This window comes from Flavobacterium sp. AG291, assembly GCF_003350375.1.
Lineage (GTDB): Bacteria > Bacteroidota > Bacteroidia > Flavobacteriales > Flavobacteriaceae > Flavobacterium > Flavobacterium suzhouense.
This window is the reverse complement of sequence record NZ_QQAR01000008.1, coordinates 110,189-124,980: the sequence shown is the minus strand read 5'-3', so window position 1 is coordinate 124,980 and position 14,792 is coordinate 110,189. Positions and strand designations below refer to the sequence as shown.

The 14,792-nt window shown below is 40.7% G+C and carries 18 protein-coding genes; 2 read left to right on the top strand and 16 right to left on the bottom strand.

What is annotated here, in order from left to right; translation table 11 throughout:
• Positions 1 to 4: 4 nt before the first annotated feature.
• The 14 genes from nuoL to DEU42_RS10120 form a co-directional block, all read right to left on the bottom strand.
• The gene (nuoL, locus tag DEU42_RS10185) at positions 5 to 1,885 is read right to left on the bottom strand and encodes an NADH-quinone oxidoreductase subunit L (RefSeq protein WP_114758192.1); all 1,881 of its coding nucleotides are present in this window, start codon (positions 1,883 to 1,885) and stop codon (positions 5 to 7) included.
• A gap of 6 nt (positions 1,886 to 1,891) precedes the next feature.
• Positions 1,892 to 2,212 (bottom strand): NADH-quinone oxidoreductase subunit NuoK, encoded by a 321-nt coding sequence (gene nuoK, locus DEU42_RS10180; RefSeq protein WP_114758191.1) that lies wholly within the window; start codon positions 2,210 to 2,212, stop codon positions 1,892 to 1,894.
• Position 2,213: 1 nt separating this feature from the next.
• A complete protein-coding gene (locus DEU42_RS10175; RefSeq protein WP_114758190.1) occupies positions 2,214 to 2,720 on the bottom strand; it encodes an NADH-quinone oxidoreductase subunit J in 507 nt (168 codons plus the stop codon).
• A gap of 1 nt (position 2,721) precedes the next feature.
• The gene (nuoI, locus tag DEU42_RS10170) at positions 2,722 to 3,264 is read right to left on the bottom strand and encodes an NADH-quinone oxidoreductase subunit NuoI (protein WP_114758189.1); all 543 of its coding nucleotides are present in this window, start codon (positions 3,262 to 3,264) and stop codon (positions 2,722 to 2,724) included.
• A gap of 42 nt (positions 3,265 to 3,306) precedes the next feature.
• Complete coding sequence (gene nuoH, locus DEU42_RS10165; protein WP_114758188.1) at positions 3,307 to 4,347, bottom strand: NADH-quinone oxidoreductase subunit NuoH; 1,041 nt, start codon at positions 4,345 to 4,347, stop codon at positions 3,307 to 3,309.
• Between the two features lie 2 nt (positions 4,348 to 4,349).
• Positions 4,350 to 5,393 (bottom strand): 2Fe-2S iron-sulfur cluster-binding protein, encoded by a 1,044-nt coding sequence (locus DEU42_RS10160; protein WP_114758187.1) that lies wholly within the window; start codon positions 5,391 to 5,393, stop codon positions 4,350 to 4,352.
• A 101-nt stretch (positions 5,394 to 5,494) separates the two neighbouring features.
• Positions 5,495 to 6,862 carry an NADH-quinone oxidoreductase subunit NuoF gene (gene nuoF / locus DEU42_RS10155; RefSeq protein WP_114758186.1) on the bottom strand — a complete coding sequence of 456 codons (1,368 nt, stop codon included), beginning with the start codon at positions 6,860 to 6,862 and terminating at the stop codon, positions 5,495 to 5,497.
• A gap of 25 nt (positions 6,863 to 6,887) precedes the next feature.
• A complete protein-coding gene (gene nuoE, locus DEU42_RS10150; RefSeq protein WP_114758185.1) occupies positions 6,888 to 7,412 on the bottom strand; it encodes a complex I 24 kDa subunit family protein in 525 nt (174 codons plus the stop codon).
• Between the two features lie 4 nt (positions 7,413 to 7,416).
• Positions 7,417 to 8,652: an NADH-quinone oxidoreductase subunit D gene (locus DEU42_RS10145; protein WP_114758184.1), complete on the bottom strand. Its 1,236-nt coding sequence runs from the start codon at positions 8,650 to 8,652 to the stop codon at positions 7,417 to 7,419.
• 29 nt (positions 8,653 to 8,681) lie between these two features.
• Positions 8,682 to 9,212: an NADH-quinone oxidoreductase subunit C gene (locus DEU42_RS10140; RefSeq protein ID WP_114758183.1), complete on the bottom strand. Its 531-nt coding sequence runs from the start codon at positions 9,210 to 9,212 to the stop codon at positions 8,682 to 8,684.
• A 7-nt stretch (positions 9,213 to 9,219) separates the two neighbouring features.
• Positions 9,220 to 9,771 carry an NADH-quinone oxidoreductase subunit B gene (locus DEU42_RS10135; protein WP_114758182.1) on the bottom strand — a complete coding sequence of 184 codons (552 nt, stop codon included), beginning with the start codon at positions 9,769 to 9,771 and terminating at the stop codon, positions 9,220 to 9,222.
• Positions 9,772 to 9,827: 56 nt separating this feature from the next.
• A complete protein-coding gene (locus DEU42_RS10130; RefSeq protein ID WP_114758181.1) occupies positions 9,828 to 10,193 on the bottom strand; it encodes an NADH-quinone oxidoreductase subunit A in 366 nt (121 codons plus the stop codon).
• 295 nt (positions 10,194 to 10,488) lie between these two features.
• On the bottom strand, positions 10,489 to 10,683 hold the full coding sequence (locus DEU42_RS10125; protein ID WP_114758180.1) for a cold-shock protein: 195 nt from the start codon (positions 10,681 to 10,683) through the stop codon (positions 10,489 to 10,491).
• 172 nt (positions 10,684 to 10,855) lie between these two features.
• Positions 10,856 to 11,518, bottom strand: coding sequence for a porin family protein (locus DEU42_RS10120; RefSeq protein ID WP_114758179.1), 663 nt, complete (start codon positions 11,516 to 11,518; stop codon positions 10,856 to 10,858).
• Between the two features lie 130 nt (positions 11,519 to 11,648).
• On the opposite strand from DEU42_RS10120, the gene DEU42_RS10115 reads away from it, so the two are divergent.
• Together DEU42_RS10115 and DEU42_RS10110 are read left to right on the top strand one after the other, a co-directional pair.
• Positions 11,649 to 11,837 carry a hypothetical protein gene (locus DEU42_RS10115; protein ID WP_114758178.1) on the top strand — a complete coding sequence of 63 codons (189 nt, stop codon included), beginning with the start codon at positions 11,649 to 11,651 and terminating at the stop codon, positions 11,835 to 11,837.
• Between the two features lie 15 nt (positions 11,838 to 11,852).
• The gene (locus DEU42_RS10110; protein WP_114758177.1) at positions 11,853 to 12,329 is read left to right on the top strand and encodes a GLPGLI family protein; all 477 of its coding nucleotides are present in this window, start codon (positions 11,853 to 11,855) and stop codon (positions 12,327 to 12,329) included.
• 85 nt (positions 12,330 to 12,414) lie between these two features.
• Here DEU42_RS10110 and aspS read toward each other — a convergent pair whose 3' ends face one another.
• Together aspS and DEU42_RS10100 are read right to left on the bottom strand one after the other, a co-directional pair.
• Positions 12,415 to 14,169: an aspartate--tRNA ligase gene (gene aspS, locus DEU42_RS10105; RefSeq protein WP_114758176.1), complete on the bottom strand. Its 1,755-nt coding sequence runs from the start codon at positions 14,167 to 14,169 to the stop codon at positions 12,415 to 12,417.
• A gap of 71 nt (positions 14,170 to 14,240) precedes the next feature.
• Positions 14,241 to 14,786: a hypothetical protein gene (locus tag DEU42_RS10100; protein ID WP_114758175.1), complete on the bottom strand. Its 546-nt coding sequence runs from the start codon at positions 14,784 to 14,786 to the stop codon at positions 14,241 to 14,243.
• Positions 14,787 to 14,792: the final 6 nt, after the last annotated feature.

Below are 14,792 nucleotides of genomic sequence, written 5' to 3'. Positions count from 1 at the left end.
TGAATTATTTTGCCAAAAATATATAAACTACTATTGAGCAGATACCCAGCACGAATGCAAAAAGGTAAAAGCCGATACTTCCCGTCTGAAGGGTTTTTCCTTCGCTGCCCAGCATATTTGCCACTTTACCCAGACCGAATATAAAGCCTGAAAAAGCTGCCTCGGTAACATCTCTGAAGAAGCTTCCGATTGCATAAATTGGGTTTACAATTATGGCAGTGTAAATCTCGTCTACATAAAATTTGTTATACAATACTTTAGCAAATCCTGTAATCTCACTATCCTGTGCAGGTACAGCCGATTGCTTGATGTATTTTGAATAAGCTACTCCGATACCGATTAGCGCACCTACTACAGCAATACCCATAAGCATGTATGCAGTGCCGTCAAGTTCATGGTGATGCGCCGGCTTAGCAAGAACAGGAGCAAGATAATGATTTAGCCAGCTGTTGCCCGGAAGGCTGATAACTCCTCCAACTAAAGCAAGAATTGCTAAAACGATAAGAGGGAATGTAATTAGTCCCGGAGATTCGTGTAAATGGTGTTTTTGCTCTTCTGTACCTCTGAAGTCTTTGTAGAAAGTAAGGTATAGTAAACGGAACATATAGAAAGCCGTCATGATTGACGCTAACGATCCGATTACCCAAAGCACTTTATTTTGGTGGAAAGCCGTCATCAGGATCTCATCTTTAGAGAAGAAACCTGAGAATGGAGGTAATCCTGAGATAGCAAGTGTTGAGATAAGGAATGTAATGTAAGTAATCTTCATTACACCTTTAAGCCCACCCATATTGCGCATATCCTGCTCGCCATGAAGTGCGTGGATAACAGAACCTGAACCAAGGAATAAACATGCTTTAAAGAATGCGTGTGTTATTACGTGGAAAACAGCAATTTCATAAGCACCAAGACCAAGAGCAAGGAACATTAGTCCTAATTGCGATACTGTAGAGTAAGCAAGCACTTTTTTGATGTCATTCTGAACAAGGCCTATGGCTGCAGCAATTAGCGAAGTAATGGCTCCTACCACTGCAATTACAGTTTGTACATCAGGTGTTAAGTTAAACAGGAAGTTCATTCTCGTAACCATGAAGATACCGGCTGTTACCATCGTAGCTGCGTGAATAAGGGCTGAAACCGGTGTAGGTCCTGCCATCGCATCCGGTAACCATGTATATAATGGTAATTGTGCACTCTTACCACAAGCACCTATGAAAAGGCATAATGCAGCAATGCTTAACCATGTTGCGTCTACCTCTGCGCCGGAAGAAAGGGCAGTAGCGATAGTGGTATAGTCTAATGAGTGGAATAAATATCCGATGATGAAGATACCGATAAGGAAACCTAAGTCACCAATACGGTTCATAATGAATGCTTTTTTAGCCGCATCGTTATAGTCCTGATTTTTGTACCAGAAACCAATTAGCAGGTAAGAACAAAGTCCAACACCTTCCCAACCGATAAACATTATAAGAAGGTTGCTTCCTATAACAAGCGTAATCATAAAGAATATGAAAAGGTTAAGGTAAGCGAAGAATTTGTGCATGTTCTCATCGTCATGCATATAGCTTATAGAATATACATGGATAAGCGTACCTATACCGGTAACAAACATTAACCATAGTAGCGAAAGCTGGTCTAATTGGAAACCGAAGTTTACATTGAAGTTCGCTAAAGTTAGCCATTCAAACAGATCAACCATTACCGGTTTTCCGGTATTTATTACCTGTAAGAAGAACGTTAGTGTTACAACAAATGATGTTGCCACTGCAAGGGTTCCTAATGTGCCCGATGCACCTTTGCCAAGTTTTTTGCCAAAGAAAACGTTAAGCAAGAAACCTGCAAACGGGGCGAATAATAATAGTAAAGCCAAATTTGTATCCATCAGGCGTTATCCTTTTAAATTTTTCAAATTATCAATATCAATGTTGTTCAGGTTCCTGTATACTGCTACAAGTATAGCAAGACCTACAGCTACTTCTGCTGCGGCTACTGCCATAGAGAAGAATACGAATACCTGTCCTGTGGCGTCCTGGTGGTAGGTAGAAAAAGCTACCAGCAAAAGGTTAACCGCATTAAGCATAATCTCTATTGACATGAACATTACGATAGCATTTCGTCTGTAAAGCACACCGAATATACCAACACAAAACAGTAGTGTAGAAAGGTAAATGTAGTTTTCGATGCCTATTTGCTGTAATATATTTTCCATACTAGTTGTTGATGTGTTGTTTTTTAGATAGCAATACGGCACCAATCATCGAAACCAATAGCAGTACTGACGCAAATTCAAACGGCAGCATATACTCGTTAAGTAATACCTGACCCAGTACTTTGATAGACTGGTAATCCTTACCTGAAACAGCATATTCGGTTATCGTTGGCTGTGCTTTGATAAATGTCGCTAAAAGTACAAATGCCACAAGGCAGAATGATACAACAGCAGCAATCCTGCTTAGCATTGATTTGTTTTTTTCGTCTTCCTTATTAAGGTTCATAAGCATTATCGTAAAGAGCATCAGGATCATGATAGCACCTGAATAAACAATAATATGCACTATTGCCAAAAACTGCGCATTAAACATAAGGTAATGCCCGGCAATTGAGAAGAAACATAATACAAGGTAAATAGCACTGTGAATTGGGTTTTTACTAAGAATAGTTAAAAACGCAGTTGCTAATGTAATGGCCGATAGAATATAGAATATAGTTAAAAGCATCTTAGTTCGCCATTTGTTTAGTGTTATTAATAGCCATATCAAGCGGCATTACAAGTTTGTCTTTACCATAGATAAAGTCTTCCCTGTCGCTGTTCGATTTTACCATAACCCTTGATTTGGTAAGGTAAATTGCCTGTTTAGGACAAGCTTCTTCACACAGTCCGCAGAAGATGCAACGAAGCATGTTTATCTCGTAGATAGAAGCATATTTCTCTTCCCTGTACAGGTGCATTTCGTCCGGTTTTCTTTCTTCAGCTTTCATGGTGATCGCTTCGGCAGGGCAAGACAGCGCACATAGTCCGCAGGCGGTACAACGCTCACGGCCTTCATCGTCACGCATCAGCATATGCTGTCCGCGGTAAACAGGGCTAAGTTCCCTTGTTTGTTCAGGATACTTAATAGTTACCTTCCTGGTGAATAAATGTCGGATCGTGATCATCAAACCTTTGAAGATCGCTACAAGGTAAAGGCTCTCTAAAAAGGTCATCTTTTTGTTAGATACCTCCTTTTTCCTTCCCGATAATGATATGGTTTCTATTGACATTTTGTATTTCTTTTTGCCCTAAGGCGTTCTTTTCGTACTTAATTAAAGTTTTCCGTCGCTTAACAGGATTACAATTCCCGTAATGATAATGTTTGCAATGGCAAGCGGAATAAGCATTTGCCATCCAAGTCTCATAAGCTGATCGTAACGGAATCTTGGTATTGTCCAGCGTATCCACATATAGAAGAATATGAAGGCACATATTTTAGCAAACAATACAAATATTCCGATGATGTTTGAAACATTAGCTCCTGCATTTTCAGCAACCCAGTCCATACCCGGATAGTTGTAAGCACCAAAGTACAATACCGCAAGGATAGTTGAAGAAATGAACATACTCGCATATTCAGCAAACAGGTAAAAGCCCATTCTCATTGAAGAATACTCAGTATGGTAACCACCGATTAGCTCGGCCTCACATTCTGCAAGGTCAAACGGAGTACGGTTGGTTTCAGCAAACGAACATACCAGAAAGATAAGGAAACCTACCGGCTGGTAGAAAATGTTCCAGTTCATTCCGTGCTGTTGTAAAGCCATGTCGCGAAGGCTCAATGTTCCTGTCATCATTACAAGGGCAATAAGTGAAAGACCCATCGCAACCTCGTATGATATCATTTGTGATGAAGCACGCATGGCACTCATCAGCGAGAATTTGTTGTTAGAAGCCCATCCACCGATCATGATACCGTATACACCCACAGATAGTACGCCAAATACATAAAGCATGGCAACATCAATATCAGTAGCCTGAAGGATAACATCACGTCCGAAGATATGAAGCTTATCACCCCACGGAATTACCGCGCTTGTAATAAGGGCTGTACTCATAGATATGGCAGGGCCTACTATGAAAAGAAATTTGTTTGGCGTATTAGGCATGAACTCCTCTTTAGAGAAAAGTTTCAAACCATCGGCCAGTGGCTGAAGGATACCACCTTTTCCGGCACGGTTCGGACCTATACGATCCTGAAGCCATGCAGCAATTTTACGTTCTGCAAGGGTTTCATACATGGCAAAAAGCATGGTGATCGCGAAGATTACCACTATGAAAATGCCTTTTTCTATAATTATTGCCTGATCCATAGTTATATATTTCCTTCTTTAAATACCTGAACTTCGTCTTTTTTTAGCGGAACGGCAGGCATACTTATTTTCTTCCTGTCCTGTTCACGGCCTAAAAGTATCTGTTTTTCTGTTTCAATAGTAACCGTATCAAGTTTCCTTGTATAGTTGTTCTGGTTGATAACAGAATCTTTCTCAAATTTACGCGGACCTTCAATTACCCAGTCTTTAGTGTCTTTGTGGTCAAAACGGCACTCGTTACAGATAAACTCTTCCACTTCGTGGTATTCATCTTTACGTGCAGTAACCCTTTGAATCTCCTCACCAAACATCCAAAGCGTAGTTTTACCACAGCATTTGTCACAATCCCTGTGAGCATTGTATGGTTTGTTGAACCATACCCTTTGTTTGAATCGGAAAGTCTTATCGGTAAGCGCTCCTACAGGGCAAACATCGATCATGTTTCCTGAGAATTCGTTATTGATAGCTTTAGAGATAGCAGTAGAGATTTGTGAATGGTCACCACGGTTAAGAACGCCGTGAACACGGTTATCCGTAAGCTGGTCAGCTGTCATAACACAACGGTAGCAAAGGATACAACGGTTCATGTGAAGCTGAATATTGTCACCAATATTTTCAGGTTCAAATGTACGTTTCTCTTCAACAAAGCGTGTTTTTGCAGAACCGTTCTTAAAGCTTAGGTTTTGCAGGTCACACTCTCCGGCCTGGTCACATATAGGGCAATCCAGCGGGTGATTTATAAGTAGGAATTCCGTAACCGATTTACGTGCATCAACAACCCTTTCAGAAGTGATGCTTTTAACCTCCATACCATCCATAACACCGGTAACGCATGATGCTACCAGTTTAGGCATAGGTCTTGGATCGGCCTCGCTACCTTTAGAAACTTCTACAAGGCAGCAACGGCATTTACCACCGCTTCCTTTAAGTTTAGAATAGTAGCACATTGCCGGCGGCACGGATTCGCCGCCTATCATTCGCGCAGCCTGGAGGATGGTAGTCCCCGGTTCTACGTTTATTTCCTGTCCGTCTATTGTTACTTTCATTATTCTATATGTTTGAAAGTTGAATGCTATACTGTTTTAAAGTTTGTCGCCTTTCAGGCTTTCGAGAGAACTTTTAAACATTCAACTTTATAACTTTTAACTTATACTGTTTGTTTTGCCACTAAATGCTTCACTTTTTCAAAAGGCTCAGCTACAAAGTGATCTCTGTTCTTGATTTTTTCAGGGAAACGAACGTGGTATTCAAACTCATCCCTAAAGTGGCGTATCGCTGCTGCCACCGGCCATGCTGCCGCATCACCAAGTGGGCAGATGGTATTTCCTTCGATCTTACGCTGAATATCCCAAAGCAACTCGATATCTTCTTCACGGCCGTGACCATTTTCGATACGGTGCAGTACTTTTTCCATCCATCCTGTACCTTCACGGCAAGGCGAACACTGTCCGCAGCTTTCGTGGTGGTAAAAACGAGAGAAGTTCCATGTGTTTCTTACGATACAGGTAGTGTCGTTATATACGATGAAACCACCTGAACCCAGCATCGAACCTGTAGCAAAACCACCTTCAGAAAGTGATTCGTATGACATAAGTCTATCTCCACCTTCAGCATTTTTATAGATAAGATGCGCAGGAAGGATTGGCACCGAAGAACCTCCGGGAACCAAAGCCTTTAATGGCCTGTCATTCATCATACCGCCTAAGTATTCGTCAGAGTTCATAAACTCATCTACGCTAAGGCCTAATTCTATTTCATAAACCCCAGGGTTTTTAATATGTCCTGAAGCTGATATCAATTTTGTTCCTGTAGAGCGTCCTATACCAATTTTAGCATAGTCTTCTCCGGAGTTGTTTACGATCCATGGCACAACAGCGATAGATTCTACGTTGTTTACCACAGTTGGATTAGACCAAAGTCCGCTTACCGCAGGAAATGGTGGCTTAATCCTTGGATTGCCTCTTTTACCTTCAAGCGATTCGATAAGTGCAGTTTCCTCACCACAGATATAAGCACCGGCACCACAGTGAACATGAAGATCCAGGTCAAAACCGGAACCTAAAATGTTTTTACCTAACCATCCTGCTGCATAAGCTTCTTTAATAGCTTTTTCTAATATGCGGAAAACCCACATATACTCACCACGGATGTAGATGTATGACAGGTTAGCGCCAAGAGCATAGCTCGAAGTGATCATACCTTCAATCAAAAGGTGAGGGATGTACTCCATCAGGTAACGGTCTTTAAACGTTCCCGGCTCCGACTCATCGGCATTACAAACCAAATGTCTTGGCTTGCCTGATTTTTTATCTATGAAACTCCATTTCATACCGGTAGGGAAACCTGCCCCTCCACGGCCTCTAAGTCCTGAAGTTTTTACTTCTTCTACCACTTCGTCCGGAGTCATGCTTTTCAGCGCTTTCTCTACAGAGCGATACCCACCATGTTGGCGGTATACTTCATAGGTTTTTATCCCCGGTACGTTTGCGTGTTCTAATAATATTTTCTGTCCCATCGTTACTTGGTGTAATGGTCTCTAATTAGTGTAATTTAACCTGTCCGTTTTTGCACTCTTCAATAAGCGCATCCATCTTCTCTTCTGTCAGGTTTTCTCTGTAATAATCACCCAGCTGAAGCATAGGAGCATATCCACAGGCACCAAGGCACTCAACGCCTACTACGGTAAACATACCGTCCGGAGTGGTTTCACCTTCTTTAATGCCCAGTTTGTTGCAGGTATAATCCATAAGGTTTTCAGCTCCGCGGATAGCGCAGCATGAAGTTCTGCAAAACTCAAACATATACTTGCCTATAGGCTGCTGGTTGTACATGGTATAAAATGATACCACCTCATATACCTCAATCGGTTTGATGTTAAGTATTTCGGCAACTTTATCCTGAAGCTCAATGCTTAGCCAGTTGTCATGTGCATCCTGTACTTCATGAAGCACCGGTAGCAATGCCGATTTTCTTTTGTCAGCAGGGTAGTGGCTTATCAGTTCATCAATCCTTGCCTGAAGCTCGGGTGTGATGTTTATATCCTGTTTTACGTGTGAAATTTTCATAATCTTAAGCGTCTAGTTCGCCTGCAATAACATTGAGGCTTGATAATGTTGCAATGGCATCAGAAAGCATCTGTCCTTTTACCATGTCGTTAAAGGCCTGGTAATAAATAAAACACGGCCTGCGGAAGTGTAGCCTGTAAGCAGTACGGCTTCCGTCAGTTATAAGGTAAAAGCCAAGCTCACCGTTACCGCCTTCTACCGGATGGTATACTTCGGTCTTAGGTACAGGAACTTCACCCATTACAATTTTAAAGTGATAGATAAGTGCCTCCATGTTTGTGTACACTTCTTCTTTTGGAGGAAGGTAATAATCAGGCACGTTAGCGTGGTATGGTCCTTCAGGCATTTTATCAAGTGCCTGGCGGATGATTTTTAAACTTTCCCAAACCTCTGCGTTACGAACGCAGAAACGGTCATAAGTATCTCCTGATTTACCTACAGGAACATCAAATTCAAAATCTTCGTATGAGCTGTATGGCTGCATAACACGAACGTCGTAGTCAATACCGGCTGCACGAAGGTTTGGTCCTGTAAATCCGTAGCTCATAGCTTTTTCGGCAGAGATCGGACCTACATTGATGGTACGGTCCATAAAGATCCTGTTACGGGTAAGCAGGTTTTCGAATTCCGTCCATATGGCAGGGAATTCTTCTAAGAAAGTATGTATTTTTTTGAAGGCTGCAGGGCTCCAGTCTCTTTCGAAACCGCCAATTCTTCCCATGTTAGTGGTAAGACGAGCACCGCAAATCTCTTCATAGATCTCATATATTTTTTCTCTGTACTGGAAAACGTAAAGGAAACCTGTAAGCGCTCCCGTATCTACACCCAATACTGAGTTACAGATAATGTGGTCAGCGATACGGGCCAACTCCATGATAATTACCCTCATGTACTGTACCCTTTTCGGTACTTCAATATCCAGTGCTTTTTCAAGTGTCATCCACCAACCCATATTGTTGATAGGAGCCGAGCAGTAGTTCATCCTGTCGGTAAGTGGTGTTATTTGGTAAAATGGCCTGTTTTCGGCAATTTTCTCAAAAGCACGGTGAATATAACCTACAGTACCTTCGCCATCAAGTATTCTCTCACCATCCATAAGCAGGATATTCTGGAAAATACCGTGGGTTGCAGGGTGTGTAGGCCCAAGGTTTAGTATTGAAAGCTCGCTGCCGTCTTCATTCTGCTTCTGTTCGATCATCTTGGCATAACGATGCTCTGGTGGTAATAACAGGTCTGACATTTTATATAAAAATTTTTCCTTGTTCTTTATTATTTAACAGTCGAGTTGTCCGGAGTACGTCCAAAGAAACGGTCGTCCTTATCGGTTCTTCCTCCATCTTCCATTGGGAATTCCTTACGCATCGGGAAAGATATCATCTCATCCATGTTCAGGATTCTTTTCAGTTGTGGATGTCCTTTAAATATGATTCCGAAGAAATCATAGGTTTCACGTTCCTGCCAGTTGGCACTTAAAAAATGCTCAGTTGCCGATGCTACTTCCGGATTTTCACCGTTAAGGTAACATTTAAAGCGTATCCTTACATTGTCATACCAGTTGTGCATGTGGTATACCGTCGCAAACTGTCTGTCAACTTCATTGTCAGGGTAGTGCACGCCACAAACATCGGTAAGGAAATTGAAACGAAGCAGAGGGTCATTCTTTAAAAAGCCCATAACTTCAGAAAGAGAATCTGAAGCTACTTCAAAAGTGAACATATCTTTGATCTGGATAAAATCAGAAACCTTATCGCCAAACTGGCCGGTAAGTTTATCCTGTATAACTGTTGTTTCTAAAGCCATTTTTAACTTATGAAATATTATAAGAAGCTAATAGTTCTTTGTATTCTTCTGAGCTTCTTCGTCTAACCGATTCGTTTCTCACGATATCCTGAAGTGTCATGATACCGTCAAGAATTTGCTCTGGTCTTGGCGGACATCCCGGAACGTAAACATCTACCGGTATTACCTTGTCAATTCCCTGAAGAACAGAATAAGTATCGAAAATACCACCTGAAGATGCACATGCACCTACAGCGATAACCCAGCGTGGCTCAGCCATCTGTTCGTATACCTGACGCAAGATAGGCGCCATTTTTTTAGCGATGGTTCCCATTACCAGGAGCATATCGGCCTGACGCGGAGAGAAACTCATACGCTCTGATCCAAAACGTGCCACATCATAATGCGACGCCATTGTAGCCATGAATTCGATACCACAGCAAGAAGTAGCAAAAGGCAAGGGCCACATAGAGTTAGCACGCGCCATACCTACTATGGTATCCAGTTTTGTTGCAAAAAAGCCTTCTCCTGAATATCCTTCAGGTGCTTCAACCATTTTTATATCTGATGACTTGCTCATTGTAATTTAAGTTTTTGATTATAAGGAAATGTTTAATCTTCCTTTTTCTCCTTCATTTATTCCCACTCCAAACCTTTTTTCTTCATCACGTAGAAGAAACCTACCACAAGAAGAAGCATAAAGATTCCCATTTTTATAAGTCCTTCAACGCCCATTTCGCGGAAATTAACCGCCCATGGATACATGAATATAACTTCAACGTCAAAAAGCACGAACAGGATGGCAACAAGGAAGTATTTTACCGAAAACGGTATGCGGGCGTTACCAACAGATTCTATACCGCACTCAAAGTTTTTGTCCTTGTTTACAGAATGTCTTTTAGGGCCAAGCAGGCTCGATACAAAAATTGTAGTGCCCACAAAGCCAACAGCAAGAAGGATTTGCATTAAAATTGGGAAATAATCCGCCTGATTTGTCTGCATATTATATGTTTAATTTATAAAACAATTCACAAATATACACGTCATAGCTGAACAAATTCAACGTTTTTGTGATAGAAAAAGAATATAACCTTAATTTTTATTGGTTCTAAATAAAAACCGAATTAACAAATTTTAACACAATGTGAAAAAATTGTTATTATAAATTTTTTTCGGTTGTCAAATTCTTAAAAAAACACCTAAAAAACTAGTATTCCATGTGGGATTCTAAATAAAAAACCGCCCTTATTAAGGGCGGTTGGTTGATTGGTAGGTGATATGGTAATATATTTTAAGCTTATAGCGATGCAACCTGAGCGGCTACTTTACCTTTTTTTCCTTCTTCTTCAACGTAGCTCACTTTGTCTCCTTCGCGCAGATTCTCTGTGTTTAGGCCTGTAGCATGAACGAAAATATCCTTTCCTGTTTCGTCATCAGTTATGAATCCAAAACCTTTGGACTCAATGAAAAATTTAACTTTGCCTGTTCGCATTTCTGTAATAAAAAAAATTAATAATGGTTTCAAAGATAAAATTTATTCTGACACATCAAAGAAAAATGTTAAAAAAATTAATATTAATACATTGTAACGAGTAAAAATGCGTTGTTTTCTTAACTATTTAGCTTATTTGTAAGTTTTTTAATTACAGTAAGAATGTCTGTGTTTACAGGCTAAACTGCCAGTTTGCGATTAAACAGATACTGTTTGTTGAGATCTTTTCTAAGTCAATAGTACTAATATTTGCAAGTCCAAGATTGTCCCGTAGTTCTACATTGAGTTCATGATTTTTGTTCAGCTTAAATTTTGTCCCTATACTTAAGCTGATGCCATAATCGAATGATTTATAATTCTGTTCGTAGCTTTTTGTGGTTTTGTCACCAGTAATCTTATAGCCTTCGTCGAAATTATATGCTATAAATCCGCCGCCAGTTATATAATTATTCTCATAAATGTCAAGATAGTATTTCAGGTTTATGGGGATGACAACATAATCAAGCGAGGTTGTAACTTTGTAATTTACTTTAGTAGTAACTTCAACGCCGGTACCGTCGGGTCCAGTTATAAAACCGCTAGAGGTGTAATTGATTTTTTTTGCAGAACTCTTCCTTTCGTAATTAATGCCGGTGCGAAATGACCATCTTTGGTTGAGGGGAATCTCTGTAGTAAGTCCTATCAGGTATCCAAAAGCATATTTAAAGTCTTCCGGATAGCCCCTGCCTCTTATGTCGGAGTACGTTGAGCCGATATTGATTCCGTATTTTATTTCTTCCTGCGCTGATGATAATAGGGGTAATGCGAATAATAATAGTAGGTATAGTTTTTTCATTAAGGTGTATTGGTTTATGTGGCACAAAAATAGGGAAAGGTTTATTTTTTTGGTAAATTAAGCTTTCTTAATAAAATAAGAAAACCTTTACGGCGTTTATAATCTGTAATCTAACTTACTATGTGAAAGAATGAAAAAAAGCATAATTATAATTCTATTGTTGTTTGCAAATTTTTCGATTGCCCAAAACATTAGGGCTACCTACACTAAAACCACTCTGAACATGATTGGGGATGATAGTGATGTTCCAAGCGAACTGATGCCTTCTTTACATAGTTTTGAATATTCTGAAGGTAAATCGATTTACAAAATTACCTAGTCCGAAAAATCATCTGTGAAGCTGGTTGACAAGGAGACACATGGAGTCAAATATCAATCGGTACATAAAGTAATTCTTCCTGATGAGGATACTTATTATAAGGATATCAGAAATAATGTGTTCAGGCAGGAATGTTCTGATCCGGAAGGGGGATATAGCCTCAAAGATAAACTGAGGGAATTCAATTGGGAGTTAACCGGCGAAACGACTGTAATAAACGGCTATAAATGTAAAAAAGCAACTGCTGCCGTGACCTCTAAATACCTTAATCGCTCCTTTCCTGTGTATGCTTGGTATTGTGAAGCGATACCGGTAAGCGATGGGCCTTCTTTTTATTGGGGTCTTCCGGGATTAATTATAGAGGTTAATATGGATAATAAATATAAAATTTCTCTAACGGATATTGAGATCGTTAAAGAAGCTATAGTTGTCAAAGAGCCTTTGAACAAGAATGAAATGATTACCAGGGAGGAATTGGATAAGAGGTGGTAATGCTTTTACCTTTAGGAGAAGCTTTAAAAACAAAAAAAGCGGGAGTTAGTGACTCCCGCTTTTTTATTGTATGATGAAACGCTTCTTATTGCGCTACATTTAATTTAATGCTTAGTTCGGTAAGCTGAGCATTGTCAATTGTTGATGGAGCATCGATCATTACATCACGCCCTGAATTGTTTTTAGGGAACGCGATAAAGTCACGGATGGTTTCCTGACCACCAAGGATGGCCACAAGCCTGTCGAAACCAAATGCAAGACCGCCGTGTGGTGGTGCACCAAACTGGAACGCGTCCATAAGGAAGCCAAACTGAGCTTTTGCCTGCTCTTCGGTAAAGCCAAGGTATTTAAACATCAGTGCCTGTGTTTCTTTATCGTGTATCCTGATAGAGCCACCGCCTATTTCGTTACCGTTTAGTACAAGGTCATAAGCATTTGCCCTTACATCACCAGGGTTTGTTTCAAGAAGTGCCATGTCTTCGGGTTTTGGAGATGTGAACGGGTGGTGCATCGCGTGGAAACGCTCGCTTTCCTCATCCCACTCTAACAGAGGGAAGTCTACAACCCATAGTGGAGCGAATACTTCAGGATTTCTCAGTCCAAGGCGTGTTGCCAACTCCATACGGAGTGCGCTAAGGCGTGTACGTGTTTTGTGTGCATCACCGCTTAGTACTAAAATAAGGTCGCCCGGTTGAGCACCTGTAATCTCAGCCCATTTCTTAAGGTCTTCCTGATCGTAGAATTTATCAACTGATGATTTTATAGAACCATCAGCTTCATATTTTGCATATACCATACCGTTAGCGCCTACCTGAGGGCGTTTTACCCACTCGATAAGCTCGTCGATCTGTTTACGTGTATAAGCAGCAGCACCCGGAACTGCAATACCTACAACAAGTTCTGAACTGTTGAATACTGCAAATTCTTTGTGTTGTGCTACTTCGTTTAGTTCTCCAAACTCCATTCCGAAACGGATATCCGGTTTGTCGTTACCATATTTTCTCATGGCATCGGCATAGGTCATTCTTGGGAATTTACAGGTTTCAATACCTTTAAGTTCTTTTAATAAGTAGCTTGCAAGGCCTTCAAATACACCCATGATGTCTTCCTGCTCTACGAATGCCATTTCACAGTCAATTTGCGTAAACTCAGGCTGGCGGTCAGCACGAAGGTCTTCGTCACGGAAACATTTAACAATTTGGAAGTATTTATCCATACCACCTACCATAAGCAGCTGCTTAAAGGTTTGTGGTGATTGCGGAAGAGCATAGAATTGCCCCGGGTTCATTCTTGATGGTACAACAAAGTCACGTGCGCCCTCAGGAGTCGATTTTATAAGTACCGGAGTCTCCACCTCGATGAATCCCTGGTTAGAAAGGTAGTTTCTTACTTCCATTGCCACTTTGTGACGGAACATAAGGCTGTTCTTAACCGGGTTACGACGGATGTCCAGGTAACGGTATTTCATTCGGATGTCTTCACCACCGTCAGTCTCATCTTCAATGGTGAACGGAGGGATGATGGCAGCGTTAAGTATAGTAAGCTCACTAACCAGGATCTCAATATCTCCTGTGGCCATAGCAGCGTTTTTAGATTCACGCTCTATAACAGTACCTTTAACCTGAATAACAAATTCACGGCCAAGTGTAGCTGCCTTCTCAAAAACCTCTTTTTGAGTACGCGCTTCGTCAAATATAAGCTGGGTTATACCGTAACGATCCCTAAGGTCTACCCATATAAGGAATCCTTTGTTACGTGATCTTTGTACCCATCCGGCTAGAGTTACTTCCTGGTTGATATGCGATGCGTTAAGCTCACCGCAATTATGGCTTCTATACATTACTTGAAAATTTTACGAATGCAAATTTAGCAACTAATGTTTACAAAGCACAAAAACATGACACTATCTTTTTATCTTCCTCCGGTCTCTTTAAATGAGTTAATTATACCGGCCATTTCTTTCTCGTAGCTGTTTCGGTTTTCGGCATCGGTCCACACCATTATCTGGTAAAAACGATTGGCTCCTTCAATAAAGCCGATTTTCCAATATACACGGTTGCCTGATGAAACACCTTCAAACGAAATGGTGCGGGCTTTGAGTCCGCCAATTTTGGTTTCTTCAAAAGGAGGAAGCTGTTTTTTTGCAATAGAAGTCTCCATCCCATCAAGAATCATCTGTGAATAGCCTTCAAGAGTAGTTGGGTATTTTGCAGACAACTTTTTTTCAGCAATTTTAGCGGTAATGTCATCTTTGGTTTCGTCAATCCCTATAACAAAAATATTCTTGACTTTATTCTCATATTGAACCGATGCATCTTTATTAATATCTCCTGTTCTGATAAAATGATTAGGCAACTCCAGTGTGTAGCGATTACCAACATGGGCAGTTGTTGTGGTTTGCTCGCACGAAATGAACAGTGAAGCACAAAGTAATAATAAGAGTATATATCGGGTCATATGATT

What these genes read in the sequence shown, in the direction of transcription:
- nuoL (WP_114758192.1), bottom strand. Translation starts at nt 1,885, where the DNA reads ATGGATACAAATTTGGCTTTACTATTATTATTCGCCCCGTTTGCAGGT.
- nuoK (WP_114758191.1), bottom strand. Translation starts at nt 2,212, where the DNA reads ATGGAAAATATATTACAGCAAATAGGCATCGAAAACTACATTTACCTT.
- DEU42_RS10175 (WP_114758190.1), bottom strand. Translation starts at nt 2,720, where the DNA reads ATGCTTTTAACTATATTCTATATTCTATCGGCCATTACATTAGCAACT.
- nuoI (WP_114758189.1), bottom strand. Translation starts at nt 3,264, where the DNA reads ATGTCAATAGAAACCATATCATTATCGGGAAGGAAAAAGGAGGTATCT.
- nuoH (WP_114758188.1), bottom strand. Translation starts at nt 4,347, where the DNA reads ATGGATCAGGCAATAATTATAGAAAAAGGCATTTTCATAGTGGTAATC.
- DEU42_RS10160 (WP_114758187.1), bottom strand. Translation starts at nt 5,393, where the DNA reads ATGAAAGTAACAATAGACGGACAGGAAATAAACGTAGAACCGGGGACT.
- nuoF (WP_114758186.1), bottom strand. Translation starts at nt 6,862, where the DNA reads ATGGGACAGAAAATATTATTAGAACACGCAAACGTACCGGGGATAAAA.
- nuoE (WP_114758185.1), bottom strand. Translation starts at nt 7,412, where the DNA reads ATGAAAATTTCACACGTAAAACAGGATATAAACATCACACCCGAGCTT.
- DEU42_RS10145 (WP_114758184.1), bottom strand. Translation starts at nt 8,652, where the DNA reads ATGTCAGACCTGTTATTACCACCAGAGCATCGTTATGCCAAGATGATC.
- DEU42_RS10140 (WP_114758183.1), bottom strand. Translation starts at nt 9,212, where the DNA reads ATGGCTTTAGAAACAACAGTTATACAGGATAAACTTACCGGCCAGTTT.
- DEU42_RS10135 (WP_114758182.1), bottom strand. Translation starts at nt 9,771, where the DNA reads ATGAGCAAGTCATCAGATATAAAAATGGTTGAAGCACCTGAAGGATAT.
- DEU42_RS10130 (WP_114758181.1), bottom strand. Translation starts at nt 10,193, where the DNA reads ATGCAGACAAATCAGGCGGATTATTTCCCAATTTTAATGCAAATCCTT.
- DEU42_RS10125 (WP_114758180.1), bottom strand. Translation starts at nt 10,683, where the DNA reads ATGCGAACAGGCAAAGTTAAATTTTTCATTGAGTCCAAAGGTTTTGGA.
- DEU42_RS10120 (WP_114758179.1), bottom strand. Translation starts at nt 11,518, where the DNA reads ATGAAAAAACTATACCTACTATTATTATTCGCATTACCCCTATTATCA.
- DEU42_RS10115 (WP_114758178.1), top strand. Translation starts at nt 11,649, where the DNA reads ATGAAAAAAAGCATAATTATAATTCTATTGTTGTTTGCAAATTTTTCG.
- aspS (WP_114758176.1), bottom strand. Translation starts at nt 14,169, where the DNA reads ATGTATAGAAGCCATAATTGCGGTGAGCTTAACGCATCGCATATCAAC.
- DEU42_RS10100 (WP_114758175.1), bottom strand. Translation starts at nt 14,786, where the DNA reads ATGACCCGATATATACTCTTATTATTACTTTGTGCTTCACTGTTCATT.